Source organism: Maritimibacter alexandrii, assembly GCF_005871115.1.
In the GTDB taxonomy this organism is placed as follows: Bacteria; Pseudomonadota; Alphaproteobacteria; order Rhodobacterales; family Rhodobacteraceae; genus Maritimibacter; species Maritimibacter alkaliphilus.
Map to the genome: position 1 here is coordinate 84,308 of NZ_SWKQ01000016.1, position 15,577 is coordinate 99,884.

At 62.7% G+C, this 15,577-nt stretch carries 16 protein-coding genes; 8 read left to right on the forward strand and 8 right to left on the reverse strand.

Annotated features, from left to right (window positions below; genetic code table 11):
- Window positions 1–4: 4 nt before the first annotated feature.
- From FCT00_RS20070 to FCT00_RS20100, 8 genes are all read left to right on the forward strand, one after another.
- Window positions 5–1,231, forward strand: a complete 1,227-nt coding sequence (locus FCT00_RS20070; RefSeq protein ID WP_138424416.1) for a LysR substrate-binding domain-containing protein — start codon at window positions 5–7, stop codon at window positions 1,229–1,231.
- Window positions 1,232–1,326: 95 nt separating this feature from the next.
- Window positions 1,327–1,512: a hypothetical protein gene (locus FCT00_RS20075; protein WP_138424417.1), complete on the forward strand. Its 186-nt coding sequence runs from the start codon at window positions 1,327–1,329 to the stop codon at window positions 1,510–1,512.
- On the forward strand, window positions 1,509–1,685 hold the full coding sequence (locus tag FCT00_RS21550) for a hypothetical protein (protein ID WP_171043071.1): 177 nt from the start codon (window positions 1,509–1,511) through the stop codon (window positions 1,683–1,685). Before FCT00_RS20075 ends, FCT00_RS21550 begins: the two co-directional genes overlap by 4 nt.
- Window positions 1,685–2,647: a hypothetical protein gene (locus FCT00_RS20080; RefSeq protein ID WP_138424418.1), complete on the forward strand. Its 963-nt coding sequence runs from the start codon at window positions 1,685–1,687 to the stop codon at window positions 2,645–2,647. The genes FCT00_RS21550 and FCT00_RS20080 overlap by 1 nt, the downstream gene beginning before the upstream one ends.
- Before the next feature lie 23 nt (window positions 2,648–2,670).
- Window positions 2,671–4,251 carry a hypothetical protein gene (locus FCT00_RS20085; RefSeq protein ID WP_138424419.1) on the forward strand — a complete coding sequence of 527 codons (1,581 nt, stop codon included), beginning with the start codon at window positions 2,671–2,673 and terminating at the stop codon, window positions 4,249–4,251.
- A complete protein-coding gene (locus FCT00_RS20090) occupies window positions 4,251–4,763 on the forward strand; it encodes a hypothetical protein (RefSeq protein WP_138424420.1) in 513 nt (170 codons plus the stop codon). Before FCT00_RS20085 ends, FCT00_RS20090 begins: the two co-directional genes overlap by 1 nt.
- Window positions 4,747–5,559 (forward strand): M15 family metallopeptidase domain-containing protein, encoded by an 813-nt coding sequence (locus FCT00_RS20095; RefSeq protein ID WP_138424421.1) that lies wholly within the window; start codon window positions 4,747–4,749, stop codon window positions 5,557–5,559. Before FCT00_RS20090 ends, FCT00_RS20095 begins: the two co-directional genes overlap by 17 nt.
- Before the next feature lie 48 nt (window positions 5,560–5,607).
- Complete coding sequence (locus FCT00_RS20100) at window positions 5,608–6,855, forward strand: rolling circle replication-associated protein (RefSeq protein ID WP_138424422.1); 1,248 nt, start codon at window positions 5,608–5,610, stop codon at window positions 6,853–6,855.
- 481 nt (window positions 6,856–7,336) lie between these two features.
- Here the strand turns inward: FCT00_RS20100 and FCT00_RS20105 are convergent, their stop codons facing one another.
- The 8 genes from FCT00_RS20105 to FCT00_RS20140 form a co-directional block, all read right to left on the reverse strand.
- On the reverse strand, window positions 7,337–7,618 hold the full coding sequence (locus FCT00_RS20105) for a hypothetical protein (RefSeq protein ID WP_138424423.1): 282 nt from the start codon (window positions 7,616–7,618) through the stop codon (window positions 7,337–7,339).
- A gap of 373 nt (window positions 7,619–7,991) precedes the next feature.
- Entirely contained in the window at window positions 7,992–8,759 is a 768-nt protein-coding gene (locus FCT00_RS20110) for a TIM barrel protein (RefSeq protein WP_212748030.1), read from the reverse strand.
- Window positions 8,756–9,562 (reverse strand): 5-deoxy-glucuronate isomerase, encoded by an 807-nt coding sequence (gene iolB, locus FCT00_RS20115; protein ID WP_138424425.1) that lies wholly within the window; start codon window positions 9,560–9,562, stop codon window positions 8,756–8,758. Before iolB ends, FCT00_RS20110 begins: the two co-directional genes overlap by 4 nt.
- Before the next feature lie 12 nt (window positions 9,563–9,574).
- Window positions 9,575–11,428, reverse strand: coding sequence for a 3D-(3,5/4)-trihydroxycyclohexane-1,2-dione acylhydrolase (decyclizing) (gene iolD / locus FCT00_RS20120; RefSeq protein ID WP_138424426.1), 1,854 nt, complete (start codon window positions 11,426–11,428; stop codon window positions 9,575–9,577).
- A 10-nt stretch (window positions 11,429–11,438) separates the two neighbouring features.
- A complete protein-coding gene (locus FCT00_RS20125; RefSeq protein WP_138424427.1) occupies window positions 11,439–13,349 on the reverse strand; it encodes a bifunctional 5-dehydro-2-deoxygluconokinase/5-dehydro-2-deoxyphosphogluconate aldolase in 1,911 nt (636 codons plus the stop codon).
- Between the two features lie 3 nt (window positions 13,350–13,352).
- Window positions 13,353–14,285, reverse strand: a complete 933-nt coding sequence (locus FCT00_RS20130; RefSeq protein WP_138424428.1) for a TIM barrel protein — start codon at window positions 14,283–14,285, stop codon at window positions 13,353–13,355.
- On the reverse strand, window positions 14,282–14,572 hold the full coding sequence (locus FCT00_RS20135; protein WP_138424429.1) for a putative quinol monooxygenase: 291 nt from the start codon (window positions 14,570–14,572) through the stop codon (window positions 14,282–14,284). The genes FCT00_RS20130 and FCT00_RS20135 overlap by 4 nt, the downstream gene beginning before the upstream one ends.
- A 55-nt stretch (window positions 14,573–14,627) precedes the next feature.
- Window positions 14,628–15,569, reverse strand: a complete 942-nt coding sequence (locus FCT00_RS20140; protein ID WP_138424430.1) for a sugar phosphate isomerase/epimerase family protein — start codon at window positions 15,567–15,569, stop codon at window positions 14,628–14,630.
- Between the last annotated feature and the right edge of the window lie 8 nt (window positions 15,570–15,577).

The window sequence follows — 15,577 nt, forward strand, 5'->3', positions numbered from 1 at the left end:
AGCGATGCCTGAAACCGAACCTCGGGCCGGGGCGATCCCCCGGCCCCTCGACATTCGCGAAGCGGTAGCGATCAGCAGCGTCGCCGGGTCGCGCAGTTTCAAGCTGGCCGCCGGGATGCTCAACGTATCGCAGCCCACGCTGTCACGTCTGATCTCGTCCGCCGAGGAAAAGCTGGGCGTCCAGATCTTCAGCCGCGGCTGGTCCGGGGCCGAGACGACGCCCCGCGGCGATGTGGTGGTGCGCTATTGCGGTCACGTGGTGACCGCTCTCGACAAGGCGCAGGGCGAAATCGGCCTCGACCGCCCCGGCGCGCCGGCCTTGCGCACCAATCTGCGAACCGATCAGCTCGACACGATCCGCGCGATTTGCAGCGAGGGGAGCATGACCCATGCCGCCCGGCGGCTCGGGCGCACCCAGCCGGTCGTCAGCCGGGTGGTGGCGGACCTGTCCGGTCGCTTCGGCCTTGCGTTCTTCCGGCGCGAGGCGGGGGGCATGGTGCCGCTCGCCCCGGCGCGCACGCTCGTCGATCTGTCCGGCACGATCGCCTATCACCTGACCCGGATGCACGCCCAGTTGCGGCAGTTGGAGGGCGAGATCGTCGGGCGGGTCAACGTCGGGATGCTCCCGTTTTCCGGGCAGGACCTGATCCTCAGAACCTTCGGTGCGCTGACCAACGACCATCCGCACCTGCGGCTTGTCTGCGTGCCCGGCAGCTACAACGGCTTGGTCGAGGCGCTCCGGCGGCGTGAAATCGACCGGATCGTCGGGATCATGCGCGGCCCCGATTGCCCCGAAGGGCTGGTCGAGACGCATCTGTATGACGAACGGTTCACGGTCATCGCGCGCAGCGATCATCCGCTCCACCGCAGCGGGCGCGATCCCGACGCGCTGGCGCGGACGAACTGGATCGTGGCCCCGCACGGCACCCCGGTGCGCGGTCATTTCGAACGGGTGTTCTCGGACCTCGGGCTGACCCCTCCGACCCAGACCTGCGAGCTTTTGTCCTTCGGATCGGCCGAGCAGATGCTGGTGGACAGCAATGCCGCCGCGATGCTCACCTATTCCGATCGCAAACTCACCGGGCTCAGGCCCGACCTCGCAAGGGTGGACACCGGATTTCCCGACCGCCCGGCGCCCATCGGCCTGACCCGTCTCGCCATGGCCGAAGACGACCCCGCGCTGCGGGAATTCGACGCGCGGTTGCGTGCGGTCGTCGAACGCGACGCCTAGGGGCGGACCCGCCCCGGTCACAAATATTACATAACTCTCATTATGCGCACTTCTCAATCCTACGTTTAACGTAGTGAAGTGAGAAAGGCGGTCCCATGACCAAGAAATTCAACGTGGCGGTTACGCTGCGTGGCGCGGACGGGAAAGAAGTCCCGTATGATTACAAGGGCGTCACCGATCCGCGCAAGCTTTTCCAGAGCATTGAAGATTTTGGCAAGCCCCTGAAAATGGCGGTGGTCTCGATGACCATCACGCCCCCGGCGGCGGAGGCGTCCAAATGAAACGCACCGTTGTCAAACCGCTCGCCCATCGCGTCGGGACCATCATCGGTTCGGCGCTCGGTTCGGCGCTTGCCATCACTGGCACCACGACCGGCGACAACCTTGAAGCGGCGATTGTGCTGGCCGTGGGTGTTGCCGTTGATCTGTGGTTCGACCGCAAGGGCCGCGACTGATGTTGGGCGCGGTCATCGGGGCGGGCGCAAATCTCGTCGGCTCCCTGTTCGGCGCGGGAATGGCCCGCGCCGAAAACAGGGAAAACAATGCGTGGAACGCCAATCAGGCGAATATCAACCGCAAATTCCAAACCAATCGCGAAAACGTAGCGTGGAAACGCACGGTCGCGGAACAGAAGCGGCAAGAACAGGTCGCAATGGACATGTCCGATCCGGCCATGATCCGCAAACGCTTCGAGGATGCGGGGTATAACCCGCTGCTCGCGACCGGCGCGATGGGCATGCCCGGTGTTCCCAACGGCCCGGTGTCTCAAACCGCCGGTGCGCCCGGAACGCCCTCGGCCCTTATGTCCGGTGCGGGCGAAATCGTCGCCAACGGCTTTGCGAATTTCGGGAACGCATTCCTCGAAATGGAAGCGCTGGCAATCCAGCGCGAACAACTCGCGATGGAAAATCAAGCCTTGCGCGAAAACGCGACACGTATGATGATCGCGCCACCGGCTCCAAGCGTCTATGACAGGCAAGCGAACAATGAAAGCAGTGTGGATTACATTGGCCCTCGCCCTGCTGATGCTGGCGATGACAGCGGCACAGTAAAGCCGCTCGCGGAAAAACGCGAAACCATCGCGGGAGAGAACGTTTACGTTCCGACCGACCCGATGGATATCAGCGAGTTGATGGGCTGGATGTTCCTTGAGAACGTCGGGCGCGCGAAACAAATCTACGGAAACGTCCGCTCCGGCTCGGCGTGGGAAGCCGATAAGCAACGCTTGAATAAGGCGGCTGACTGGTTCCAAGACGTGCGCCGTCAGGATCAAGAGCGCATGCGGCGTGGCGCACAGTGGGTCAAAGATCGCACGGTGCCAATGCCCACCTCGCCTATCATTCCAGACGGCATTGCGCTTCCAACGCTGCCGCTTGAGGCTCCCGATTATCGGGAACTCAAGGAATACGTTAACTAAAAACCCAACTGAAAGGTAAGCTTATGAAAAGCTTCGCACGGCTCGCGGTGGCCGATAATCTCCGCACGGAAGAACGGCAAAAAGTGGGCCGTATGGCATGCGGGAAAATTGCTCCCGTCATGGGGACCTTCGTCGAGCAAGGCGAAGGCGGCGCGCTCCATCAGGAAATTACGTTCAAACTGGACCCGATCCCCGGCGAGATGCGAACCGGCATATACGCCGAAATCCACAATGTCTGGGTGCCGGTGCAGGCCACCCATGCACTGAAGAACGATACGGACGAATACGCGCATGTTGCGGAAATCATCCGGGACAAGCTTGTGAGTGACACACCGTTGTTCGCGCTGGAAGCCGAAACGGAAATCTCGAAGCGCATGGAGATCGTGCCGATCAAAGTCGGCGGCTCGACATACGTCACGGAAGAAGCCCGATTGGCCTATATTGCAGCGGTCAACTATCTGCGCCAGCGTATTTTCGTGGATGCGGAATTGCTCCCGAAAACGGAAACCGGCGTCACCCCTGCGTTGCTCGGCTCCACGGCGCTGCAGCGCATGCGGGGGGTGCTCGACCCTGAGGATCGTGTGGATGGCTACGTTGATTTCGAGGGTGAAATCAACATTCGCGGGATCGGCATCCAGAACAACAAGCTCGGCGACAACATCGACAGTTCTGGTTATCTGTTCCACGAAGGCGACGGCGGGGCGCGGCATTACGATTACAACAAGTTCGCCGCCGTCGCCGGTGCTGGCGTGGGGATCGAGGTCGATGATACCGGACGCCCGCAGGTCAAGGGCGACATGACCACCGGCCACGGCCTGTCCCTCACGGACTACTTCCAAGCGAAGTATATGGACAAGCTCACCCGTGAAATGCGGGCCATGCTGGACAAGAACCCGGAAATGGGCGAAGAAATGATCGCCCGTATGGCGTTCGGTCTCCAAATGGAAACCGACAATGTGCCGGTCCTGCTGTCCAAGAAAACGGTCCGCCTGAACCAAGACTGGCGGTTCGGCTTCGACGGTGACGGACTGGACAAGAGCCAGACCCGCGTTATGGACACCGTGCGTATGCACGTTCCGGTGCCTCGCACGGAACTGGGGGGCGTGGTCGTCACGCTCGTGACGGTGAAGCCCGACGAAAGTTTGGCTCGTGTCCCGCACCCGTTTTTCACGCGGGCGCGCGGCGGGATCAACTTCCTTGCAGACGCGATGGAAATGGACCCTCAGCCGGTCAGCGAGCGCGAGGTATACGCGGATTGCGACACTGCCGACGAGGAAAACGTGGTGATGCATGTCGGCTACAATCGCCGGTTCCGTCAGTATCGAGACGTGGGGTATTCGGCGGCGCTGGATACCTCCACGGTCGAAGCTGATACGGCCTTTTGGCAATATCAAATCCCCACGTCGGTGACGCCCACGAATGTGATCTATGACGAGGATTTCGACCAGCCCGTTTTCGCGGACAACTCTCCCGGCGTCCAGCCGGTGACCTACATCGTGTCGTCAATGGTCCGCATGGCGACGCCCATTCCGTTCGGTCCCGACCCTGTCGAAGATATGCCGATCATCGACGACGCGGACCTCTTTGAAGAGGAAGAAAGCTAATGCAAACCATTTCAAAATCACTCCTCGGCCGTTCCACGATCTTCGTGGCGGCCGGGGGCGGCAACATCGAGGTGACCGCCCCTTCTCTGGGCGAAAAGCCCCTCCTGTGCGGGTTCCTGCCGGGGGCGCACGAGGGCAAGAAGCTGTTGCCGATGCTCCCCCCCGACGCCCAGATTGCGGCGTTGGAAGGGGTGGAAATCGTCACCCCCGGGAACCGCGTTGTCCTCAAGCGTCACACGCTGGCGGCGGAAACCGCAGCCAATCCTAACCCGGTGTTCATGTCCGCGAGCGAACGCCACGTCGCGCGGCTCGAACGGCAGGTTCAGGGTTTGGCGCAACAATTGACCGCGCAGGAACGCCGCGAGCGTAAGCGCACGGCGGCGGTGAAGAAGGCCGAAGCGGCGGAAAAACAGCCGCCCGTCAAGGACCCCGAATTGGTGGAAGGCGACGACAAGACGCCCGACACCGAACCCGCGAAAAAGCCCGAAAAGGCCGATGAAAAGACCGAATAACGCGGTCGATACCGATAGCGGCTGGCTCGTCAATATCGACGCGCCAGCCGCACCGTGGCCCCCGCTTATGGGGCAACTCCCAAGGCAAGGCAAATACGGCCCGTCGCTCGTCGGCATATGGGGTCGGTTTAGTCGGTGGCCCAAACAGGAAGCCTCACATGAAACGAAACAATTCTTCGCGGGCCTCAAAGAGAAACGCAAAGACCAATTCAGGTTGCAAAAAATGCAGACAGGCAAAAAGCAAACGCGCTACGTCTACAACGAAGGCCCGCTCCTCTACATCGGGCAAAAGATAGTCCGCGCCATGCAGGACGCGGGTTATCCGGCCCGGATATACGAGCATTGGCGAAGTCCCGCGCAACAGACGCTCTACTATGAGAAGGGCACCACCAAGGCGAAGCCTTGGCAAAGTGCCCATCAATACGGCGAGGCCGTGGACATACTGCACCCTACCAAAGCGTGGAGCGTGACCAATGAATATTGGGACGCCCTCGCCCGATGTGTGAACGTCGTTGAACAGCAGTTGGACGTGAAGCTAACCCACGGCTGGCGGGACTGGGGCTGGGACGGTCCCCACGTCCAATTGCCCGATTTCCGCACGATACCGGCCTACGCGGAAAAGCGCAGGCCGACGCAAGAAGAAATGGACGCGCGTTTCGCGCAAGTCCTGCCGAACGTGTGGAAAACGCGCCCGGTAACGTCCGGGCGCGAGGAAATCGACCTTGGCAACGGCAAGCGGCTCTGCGGCTCGTTCGAGCTGGTCGAGGCCGTGAAAAAAATGCTCGCCCCGAAGTAACCGGGGCGAGGCGCGACGGGTTGAAAAACCCGTCGCGCCATCCCCTACTTGTTCCTCTATGCATTTAGTGACACCGAGGCAGACTCAAAAATGTGCTCAAACCCCCTTCAATTCAAAGATGGAACGCAAGTCTCGTGTCGCGAATGCGATGAATGCATTTCGCGGCGCAAGGGCGATTGGATCGCCCGCTGTGCCGCCGAAAAGCTGACGGCTAATTTCGTCTACGTCCTGCACCTGACTTATGCGGATAACGCAAATGGCACGACGCCTGACTCAGCGGAAGTGTTTAATTATAAGGACGTTCAACTCTTTCTGAAGAAAGTGCGCAAAGCTTACAAAAAGCACCACGAGGTTGATGGCGAAATCCGGTTTGTCGTCGCGGGCGAGAAAGGATCGCAAAATGGCCGCGTCCATTGGCATATGATCCTGTTTAGCCAAAAAGACCTAAGCCCGCTCGGAACGTTCAAATACTTCGACAAAGGCATGCGGCGCAAGAAGGTCGTCGGCCTGCCCGTCAATGAAAGGTTAACGTGGTCGATCTGGACCCACGGTTTTGTCATGTTCCAAGAACCCGATGAACGCGGGTTCGCCTACGTCCTCAAATACTGCATCAAGGACCAATTCGGACTGCAAAAAACGGAAGGCAAGCGCCGTTTCAACAAGGCGGATATTGCAGCCGCCGGAATGTTCCGGCCTTCCCTACAGCCCCCGATTGGGGCGCGGTGGGTCGAGCAAGAGCTAGCGCAACTGCGGGACAAGCTCGCGGTAAAACCGAATATCAACATTAAGATACCCGGCCTCCGGTCTTACTGGTATCCACGGGCGACGCTCCGCAAGAAATGGCTATTGGGGTTCCATGAAATCAATGAAGAGGCCAAAAAGAAACGCGGCAAGGATTGCCCGCAATTTTCCTCCCTCCTTCATAGCCTCGGTGACACTACTAAAGATATTGAAATGCTCCTTTACGGAGACATGAAAACAGAAAAGGACATGGCAGATGGCGCGGCGTGGGAAGAAAAAGCAAGACGAATGGAAGCCCGGGCAAAAGGCGAAGCCAACGGCCCGACCGAATGGCAACGGCGTCAGGAACACAAACGCTGTGGCCAGTCCCACCCCTGCAAGGCGTGTTACCACGGCTTCAGTGAAAAACGACGCGACCAATTCTGGACGTGGTATTGGGAGCAGACGGACCAATTCGATCCAGAACAAAACCCCGCAAAACAATTCGACATCTGGTTCGCAAAACAGACGGGAAAAAACCCATTCTGCACTGTCCACGGAAACGCGCCGTTCTGAACGGCGCGAACAAAAAAAACCCGAAACCGTCAAAAAAGAAACGGTGAAGGAAACAACGCGCGAAGAAGCGCGTAAAGAACAACGGCGGGAAAACTGTAAGGACCGCCCCGATAGCCGCATGGCCCGCAAGGGCGCTGGCGGCTCCCGGGAGTTCATCCCGTGGTGCGATCGGAAAACATAACTGGAACGGTAAACGCGCGGACAGCGGAACGAAGAACCGCCAGCGGCGGGCAGTTATGAAAAAGAGCGAAGCGACAAAGCGGCCCCCCGGAAACGGCGGGGCCGCGCTGCGTGTGCGGTGGGCGTAGCCCATCCGCGCGCGCAGCTAAAGAGTGCGTGAGCGAAGCGAACTCCTTATGAGGCCGAAGGCCGACCCGAGTGCATAGCTTGCTATTCGTGGAACACGCGCGCGAGGCGCGGGCGAAAGGCCGGAAACAAAAGGAAACGAAAAAAGCCCCGCGCAACGGCGGGGCTAGGAAACTCAGCGTTCGCCAGCGTAAAAACTGGGGCGTGTCGCCAGTTCGCGGGCGTAAAGCTCCTCAGCGAAAAGCGGGTGCTTCTTGGTCAGCTTGTTGCGAAGGCGCGTCTTGCGTCCCTTCGCGACGGCGTCCGGCGACCACCGGCGGATCGGTGTGTCGTCGTGCCAAGTGATAGCAACCCGACCGGGTTCCCAAAACTGGGCGCATTCGGCTTCGGTGCCTTCGCACAAGATGCGGCCAAAGGGCTTGTGATCTACGATTTCACGAGCGCGGTAAACTCCCATGTGTCCCTCCTATGGGTGCTGGGCGGCTCTAAGCCGCAAACGGTGAGGCGTGCCTCACCGTTTACGGTGTTTCGCTGAGAAAATGGGGGGAGAGGTCAAGGGGGAGTGGTGCGGCCCGCAGCCGAAGGCGAGGACACGGTCCCCCTTTACCTCGATGGGGCGATAGCCCCCCTACCCCGATTAGACCAGGGCGAGCGAAGCCGCCCTAGTCGGGTAAAGCGCACAACCATAAGACGAGTATGAAAAACTGTTGCCATATGGCACCAAAAACCGCTAAACACTAAATAAAGCGGTCAATCCCTAAATAACGGCTTGACGTAACTCTCATTATGAGCCTTTTGCCATCACGTTTGACCAACCCTCAGCGCCGCCTTCAAAGCGACAACAGATTGAACGACGCCTCTATCGCGTCCCGGTTCGGGGCGCGGATCAGCGCAGGCTCCGTCACCTCGAAGGAAAACGCGCCCGCATAGCCGCCGTCAAGAAACCGGCGCACCTGCCCCGGATTGTCGCAGCGATCCTTCTCATCGACGAGCACCCTGTGGGCATCCTGCGTGGCATCGAGCAAAGCATCGGGATCTGAAATCCCCGAGATATGCACCATGCCCGTATGTTCGGGAAAAATCTCGGTCTCGCCCGCGATGACATGCTGGAACGTGTCGTGGACCAGCTTGAAGCCCCCCACAGCCTCGATTGCGGCGACCAGATCGGCCTTTCCCCGAAGGGACGAGCTTTCGAATCCGATCGGTTCGATCAGGGGCAGCACGCCCGTGCCTTCGACCATCGACAGGATGTCGCGCATGACGTCGCGCAGCGCGCGGGTCGGGCGGTCGTCCACCGTCGGGATCAGGCTTATCGTCTCGGCCCCGGACCCCGCCGCAACCTCGATCAACGCTTGGATTTGGCCGGCGCGCTCATCGTCCCAGACGTTGAACCCATAGACCTCGGACAGTCCCAAAAGCCTCAGACCCCGCGCCCGCGCCATGTCGGCGGCGACCGCCGGGTCCGCCCCGTCGAAAAAGGGCCGCCCCAGATCGTTGCGCGGCTCCACGCCGACACAGCCCAAGTCGGCGGCCAGATCGAGAAACGCTTCGAACGGCAGATCGCGCGCCGTCTTCTGGTTCAACGCGCGGCGCGTCATGCGTCGCGGTCCATGATCCATTTTACCGCCGGATCGGGGATGAAGCGCCATTTGCGCAGCGGGCCGGCCATGACGTTCAGGTAATACATCTCGAAGCCGTAGGGCGCGCCGCAGGGATGGTGCCCGCGCGGGACACAGACCACATCGCCATCCGAAACCGCCATCGTTTCATCGAGCGTGCCGTCCTCGGTATAGACCCGCTGGATGCCGAAGCCCTGTGCCGGGTTCAGGCGGTGGTAATAGGTCTCTTCCAGATAGGTGATGTTCGGAAAGTCGTCTTCGTCGTGGCGGTGGCTGGGGTAGCTCGACCAATGCCCGTCCGGGGTGAAGACCTCGGTCACGAGGAGCGAGTCGCAGTAATCCTCGTTCTCCATCGCGATGTTGTTGATGTAGCGCGTGTTCACGCCCTTGCCGCGTTCGGTGAGCGTGATGCCGTCCGGGCCGATGCGCCGCGCGGGGTGGCCCGAGTGGCCGGGTGCCGCGCAGACGGCGATGGTGCAGTCGGTGGTCGCCGTCGCCTCCCACGTCTCGTCGTTCGGGACGTACAGGCAATGCGGCGGCGTCTTTTCAAAGACGTTCATCCGCTCGCCCAACTCGCCCCAGTCCTGCCCGGCGGCGGTAAACTGCGCCTTGCCCTCGACCATGACGAGGATCACCTCGTTGCCGCCCGTCGCCTCGGACACCGTTTCGCCGGGGCGCAGACGGTAAAGCCCGAAGCCGACATAGCGCCAACCTGCGCTTTCGGGCGTGATCTGATGCACCTTGCCATGCGTGCCGAAAGGCTTTTTCAAAAGGTCTGCCATGGTCATATCTCCTCAGTTCACAAGCCGCGCTTTGGCGATCTGGCCCAGATATTCCTGATAGCGGTCGACCTGCTTTTGGCGGTCCGAAGTTTCGGGCACGGCCACATCCCAGAACGCGCCATGGTCGCCCGCCTTCGTATCCAACCCGGTGCCGGGGAAGTCGTTGGCGATGGTTTCGATCACGATCACCGTCGGGATGTCGCGGTCCCGTGCCGCCGCGATCTCGGCTTCCAACTGGTCCGTGTCCCGGGCCTTGACCGCGTGCGCCCCCATGCTCGCCGCGTGGGCGACATAGTCGATCTCCGGCTGCACCTCGACGTTGCAGTCGACGTACATGTTGTTGAACGGCTCGCCGCCGCAGCCCATCGTCTGAAGCCGGTTTATGCAGCCGTAGCCCCGGTTGTCGGTCAGGACGACCGTGAACGGCACCCGGCGCATCACGGCGGTCGCCAGTTCGCTGTTGGCCATCATGTAACTGCCGTCCCCCACGAAGCAGATCACCTCGCGCTCGGAGGTGGCGAGCTTGATGCCCATAGCCCCCGCCACCTCGTAGCCCATGCAGGAATAGCCGTATTCCATGTGATAGCCGCCTTGGCTGGGCTGCCACAAAAGCTTGAGCGCCCCCGGCATGGTCCCTGCCGCGCACATGGCGACCGCGTTCTCGCCCGTGGCTCGCTGGACCGCGCCGATCACCTGTCCATCGGTGGGCTTGGCGGCCTGATCGTCGGGACGCGCGCAATAGGCGTCGACGGCGCGCAGCCAATCCTCGCGCATGGCCGGGTCGAAGGCCGACGCCTTGTAATCCCCGAGCGCATCGGAGAGAGCCTCGAGCGCAACCCTCGCATCGCCGACAAGGCTCGTCGCCCCGTGTTTCGCGGCGTCATAGCCATGCACGTTGATCGACACGAGCTTCGCGCCCTCCCCGAACAAGGTGCACGAGCCGGTGGTAAAATCCTGCAACCGTGTGCCGACCCCGATCACCACGTCCGCGTTTTCCGAGATCGCATTGGCGGCGGCCGACCCGTCGACACCGGACGCCCCGAAGTTCATCGGATGGGCCTGCGCCAGCGACGACTTGCCCGCCTGCGTCTCGGCGACCGGAATCCCGTGCTTCATCGCGAAATCGCCCAGCGTCGCTTCGGCCTGCGCATAGATCACGCCACCGCCCGCGATGATGACGGGGTTTTTGGCGCCCCGGATGATCTCGGCCACCCGCGCCACCTCGTCCGTATCCACACCGGGGCGGCGGATGTGCCACACGCGCGGTTCGAAGAACGCTTCGGGCCAGTCATAGGCCTCGGTCTGCACGTCCTGACAGAACGCCAAGACCGCCGGGCCGCAGTTGGCCGGATCGGTCATCACGCGCAGCGCGCGCGGCAGCGCGGTCAGCAGGTGCTCGGGCCGCGTGATCCGGTCGTAATAGCGGCTGACCGGGCGGAAGCAGTCGTTCGCTGACACGGTGCCGTCGTCGAAGTCCTCGACCTGTTGCAAGACCGGATCGGGGCGGCGATTGGCGAAGACGTCGCCCGCCACGATCAGCACCGGAAGGCGGTTCACATGGGCCAGCGCCGCCGCCGTCACAAGGTTTGTCGACCCCGGGCCGATGGACGACGTCACCGCATGGGCGCGCGTGCGTTTCTTCGCCTTGGCATAGGCGATGGCCGCATGGCCCATCGTCTGTTCGTTCTGGCCGCGCCATGTCGGGAAGTCCTCCCGGAACATATGAAGCGCCTCGCCGATCCCCGCCACGTTGCCGTGTCCGAAGATCGCCCACATGCCCTCGATGAACCGTTCACCATCCTCGGTCATCTGCGCGCCGAGCCATTTCACCATCGCCTGTGCGGCGGTCAGCCTGATCGTGCCCATGTCGTCCTCCTCAAGCGGCGTTCAAACGGGCATTCGCCCGCGCGCCGTCCCAGACCTTGCAAAGCTTGGCGAAACGCTCGGCCATCTGAGTGACCGCCTCCGCATCGCTCATGTCGCCCTTCATCCATGCCCGCGCCGCGTCACCGAAAATCGTGCGCCCGACGGCGAAGCCTTTGACCAGCGGTTGCTTCGCGGCCAGAGCGAAGCTTTCCGCAAGCTCGGCCTCGGGCGCGTCCAGCCCAAGCACCACGATCCCGCGGGTATGCTGGTCGTTCGCTTCGATCGCGGCCACGGCGTTGTCCCACGCGGCCTCCGTCTTGAACGGCTCCAGCTTCCACCAGTCGGGATAAACGCCTGCGTCATAGAACTGCTGGATCAGTGTCGCGGTCGTCGTGTCGTCCACGGGTCCGACCTTGGACGGGATCACCTCCAGCAGGAACTCCAACCCGTTGCGCCGGGCGGCGGTGAACAGCGCCTTGACCCGCGCCTCCTGCGTGGCCCGCGTCTCGCCGTCGTCGTCCGGGTGGCAGAAGACGAGCAGCTTCACCACGTTCTCGCGCGCCCATTCGCGCAGGCCGCCGAAGTCGGGCCCCAGCTCCGGCTCGAACTCGATGGGGCGCGAGCCGGGCAATTCGGTCGGCCGCCCGATCCACAGACCCGAGCCCGAGGCGGCATGAAGCGCGGCCCGCCCGATCCGGTTGTCGCACAGGATGCCGTAGCCCCCCTGCCCGCCCGCGACCTTGAGCGCGGCCTCAAGGCACAGCTCCTTGAACGCCCCGCCCTTTTCAAGCGAATAGCCCTCCATCTCTTCCAGTTGCATCCGGTGATCGAAGGCGAAAGTCTTGACGCTCGACCAGTCGCCCTTGCGGTTGGTGGACCAGTGGATCTGCTCCAACGCTTCGTCGTTGCGCAGATCGGGCCGCACCACGCCGCGCTCGAGGAAGAACTGAAGTTCCGCCCAGGAAGGATAGGCGGGCGTGCAGCCATGGCGGCTGACCGCGAAGGCCCCGCAGGCATTGGCGTATTTCAGGGCCGTGGGCCAATCCTCTCCATCGAGCCAGCCTTTCAAGAGGCCCGAGAAGAACCCGTCCCCCGCGCCCAGCACGTTGAACACCTCGATGGGAAAGCCCGGCCCGGTCTGGCCCGCGTCCAGACTGTCCGGAATGTCGTCCTCGAACGCCACCGCCCCCGCCGCACCGCGCTTGCACACCAGCGTCGCCCCCGACACCTCGCGCACCCGGCGCAGGGCGGCCACGGTGTCGGTCGTGCCGCCCGCGATGTGGAATTCTTCCTCGGTGCCCACGATCAGGTCGAAATAATGCAGCGTCGACAGCAGTTTCTCGGTGACCTTTTCGCTGGCCACGAACCGGCTTTCCCCGTCGCCATGCCCCGCCACGCCCCACAGGTTCGGGCGATAGTCGATGTCGAGCGCGGTGCGCAGCCCCGCCTCCCGCGCGATCTTCAGCGCCTTGAGAACGGCGGCCTCGGTGCGCGGATGCGACAGATGCGTGCCGGTCGCCACCACCGAACGGGCCGAGCGCACGAAGTCCGGGTCGATGTCATCCTCGCACAACGCCATGTCGGCGCAGTTCTCGCGGTAGAAGATCAGCGGAAACTGCTCCTCGTCGCGGATACCGAGGATGACGAGCGCGGTCAGGCGTTCGGGGTCGGTCACGATCCCGTCCGTGTTCACCCCCTCGCGCGCCAGCTCCTGGGCGATGAAGCGCCCCATATGCTCGTCCCCGACCCGGCTGATGAGCGCGGATTTCAGCCCCAGCCTTGCCGTCCCCGCCGCGATGTTCGTGGGCGAGCCGCCGATGTATTTCGAGAACGACCCCATATCCTCAAGCCGGCCGCCGATCTGGTCGCCGTAAAGGTCGACCCCCGCGCGGCCGATGGTGATGACGTCAAGTTTGGTCATGGCTCAGAACCCCGAATTGGCAAGGAAGCGACGCGACGCGGCGAGGTCGCCCAGAACCCCGGCCTGATTGCGCGGGTCGCGTTCCTGTTCGATTGTGATGTAACCGCCATAGCCCTTGTCGGTGAGAAGGCGGCGAATGGCGGAATAGTCGATGTCGCCCTGCCCGATGGGGCACATGACACCCTGCGCGCAGGCGTCGAAAAAGCGGATCTTCTCACCCAGGATGCGCGCGTAGACGACCGGATCGATATCCTTGAAATGGATATAGTCGAGACGATCCCAGTAGCGGTCGAGCGCGGCCACGGGGTCCATGCCCGAATAGGCCAGATGCCCGGTGTCGAGGCAGAACCCGGCCAGATCGGGCGAAATGTCCTCCGCCACCCGCGCGATCTCGTCCGCGAATTCGATGTAGCCCCCGGCATGGGGATGGATGACCGCGCGCACGCCGAAATCGTCGCGGGCCAAGGTGGCGATGGCGCGGATGTTGTCCATCATGCCCGCCCAGGCGGCGGCGTTGAGCCGCGGCGCGCGATCCGGGTGACCGGCTGCGAAATCACGCGCGTCATGGCCCCAGTCCATGACGGTCAGATACGGGCCATCGACCCGTTGCCCGTCCAGCGACGCAGGCTTCGGCAGCGCGGTGATCAGGGCGCAGATCTCGCGCGTCTGGCGCAAGAGCGCCTCGCGATTGGCGGGATCGACCAGATCGTCGAAGATCGTGCCCGCCACGATGGTCAGCCCGCGTTTCCCCAGCGCCTCGGACACGCGCGGCACGTCGAGCGGCATATAGCCGTAGGGGCCAAGCTCGAGCCCGCCGAACCCGGCTTTCGCGGCTTGATCCAGAACCGTCTCCCACGCCGGGAGGTGCGGGTTCGCGACGTCATCGACACCCCAGCAACAGGGCGCGCAGGTGATGGTGATCTGAGGCTGGATCATTGGTCTGTGGCCGGCTGGACCGTCTCGAACACGAGCCGGTCGTGGAACTGTTCGTGGAAGGCGATGAAGTCCTTGGTGTGAGCCTGTTCCATGTGGAAATCGTGGGCGGCCCGGTCCTGCCATGTCTCGACGAACACCAGCCGCTCCGGTTTGTCGGTGCAGGCGAAGAAATCGTATTGCAGGCAGCCGGCTTCGGCGCGGGTGGCGGCTTGGGCCACGGGCGCACGGGCAAGGATCTTCTCTCGCCCCCCCGGCACGCAATCGATCGTGATGATGAACTTATACATGGCGCCGGCTCCCGAAGGGTCCGGGCGGGGCGCGCGGCGCCGCCCGGACCGAAGGTTAGCGGATGATCGTCGCTTGCAGCGCGTCGATGGACGACTGGATGCCCGCGTTGGTGGACATGGTGAAATCCTCCATCTCCAGCGAAACCCAATCGTCGTAGCCCATCATCCCGACGACCGAGAAAAACTCCTTCCACCACTGAAGATCGTGACCCGCGCCGACCGCGACGTAGTTCCACGAGCGGTTGGCGACGTCGGTCACCTCCTTGAGTTCGAGATAGCCGTTCACATCCGCCAGACCCCGCTCGATCCGGGTGTCCTTGCCGTGGACGTGGTGGATGGCATCGCCAAGGGCACGCGCCACGGCGATCGGGCAGGCCCCTTTCCAGAACAAGTGCGACGGGTCGAGGTTCATGCCCACCATCGGGCCGACCTCGTCGCGCAGACGGAACAGGGTCTCGGGGTTCCACACCAGCATGGCCGAGAAATTCTCGAGCGCGATCTTCTCGACGCCGACCTTGGTCGCGTGCTCGACCAGACCGTGCCAGAACGGGAACGCACGGTCCTCCCACTGGTAGCGGTCGCGCTCCGGCATCTCGTCCGGCCAGCTCTTGGTATAGACGAGCCAGTTGGGAACCATGTCGCCGGGGGCGGCTTCGGGCAGGCCGGACATGGTGACGATCTTCTTCACGCCGATTTCGCCAGCGAGCGTGAAGGTGTCTTCCATTTCCTTGCGGTGGCGTTCGCCCATCGCGCCCGGATCAAGCGGGTTGGCCGAGCAGTTGAGCGCCGCGATCTCAAGTCCGCGGGCTTCGATTTCCTTGAGTTTCTGCTTGAGCAGACCCTTGTCCGCCAAAAGCTCATCGGCGCGGAAATGCGGCGCGGGCGACCAGCCGCCGCCGGTCATCTCGACGCCTTCGACGCCCAGATCGACGCATTTGTCGAGCATGTCGGTGAAGGACAGATCGCCCATCACATCGGTGCAGATCGAAAGTTTCATGTCTCGGT

Excerpts from the sequence above, each read along its gene's own strand:
- FCT00_RS20070 (WP_138424416.1), top strand. The coding sequence starts at position 5 with ATGCCTGAAACCGAACCTCGGGCCGGGGCGATCCCCCGGCCCCTCGAC.
- FCT00_RS20075 (WP_138424417.1), top strand. The coding sequence starts at position 1,327 with ATGACCAAGAAATTCAACGTGGCGGTTACGCTGCGTGGCGCGGACGGG.
- FCT00_RS21550 (WP_171043071.1), top strand. The coding sequence starts at position 1,509 with ATGAAACGCACCGTTGTCAAACCGCTCGCCCATCGCGTCGGGACCATC.
- FCT00_RS20080 (WP_138424418.1), top strand. The coding sequence starts at position 1,685 with ATGTTGGGCGCGGTCATCGGGGCGGGCGCAAATCTCGTCGGCTCCCTG.
- FCT00_RS20085 (WP_138424419.1), top strand. The coding sequence starts at position 2,671 with ATGAAAAGCTTCGCACGGCTCGCGGTGGCCGATAATCTCCGCACGGAA.
- FCT00_RS20090 (WP_138424420.1), top strand. The coding sequence starts at position 4,251 with ATGCAAACCATTTCAAAATCACTCCTCGGCCGTTCCACGATCTTCGTG.
- FCT00_RS20095 (WP_138424421.1), top strand. The coding sequence starts at position 4,747 with ATGAAAAGACCGAATAACGCGGTCGATACCGATAGCGGCTGGCTCGTC.
- FCT00_RS20105 (WP_138424423.1), bottom strand. The coding sequence starts at position 7,618 with ATGGGAGTTTACCGCGCTCGTGAAATCGTAGATCACAAGCCCTTTGGC.
- FCT00_RS20110 (WP_212748030.1), bottom strand. The coding sequence starts at position 8,759 with ATGACGCGCCGCGCGTTGAACCAGAAGACGGCGCGCGATCTGCCGTTC.
- iolB (WP_138424425.1), bottom strand. The coding sequence starts at position 9,562 with ATGGCAGACCTTTTGAAAAAGCCTTTCGGCACGCATGGCAAGGTGCAT.
- iolD (WP_138424426.1), bottom strand. The coding sequence starts at position 11,428 with ATGGGCACGATCAGGCTGACCGCCGCACAGGCGATGGTGAAATGGCTC.
- FCT00_RS20125 (WP_138424427.1), bottom strand. The coding sequence starts at position 13,349 with ATGACCAAACTTGACGTCATCACCATCGGCCGCGCGGGGGTCGACCTT.
- FCT00_RS20130 (WP_138424428.1), bottom strand. The coding sequence starts at position 14,285 with ATGATCCAGCCTCAGATCACCATCACCTGCGCGCCCTGTTGCTGGGGT.
- FCT00_RS20135 (WP_138424429.1), bottom strand. The coding sequence starts at position 14,572 with ATGTATAAGTTCATCATCACGATCGATTGCGTGCCGGGGGGGCGAGAG.
- FCT00_RS20140 (WP_138424430.1), bottom strand. The coding sequence starts at position 15,569 with ATGAAACTTTCGATCTGCACCGATGTGATGGGCGATCTGTCCTTCACC.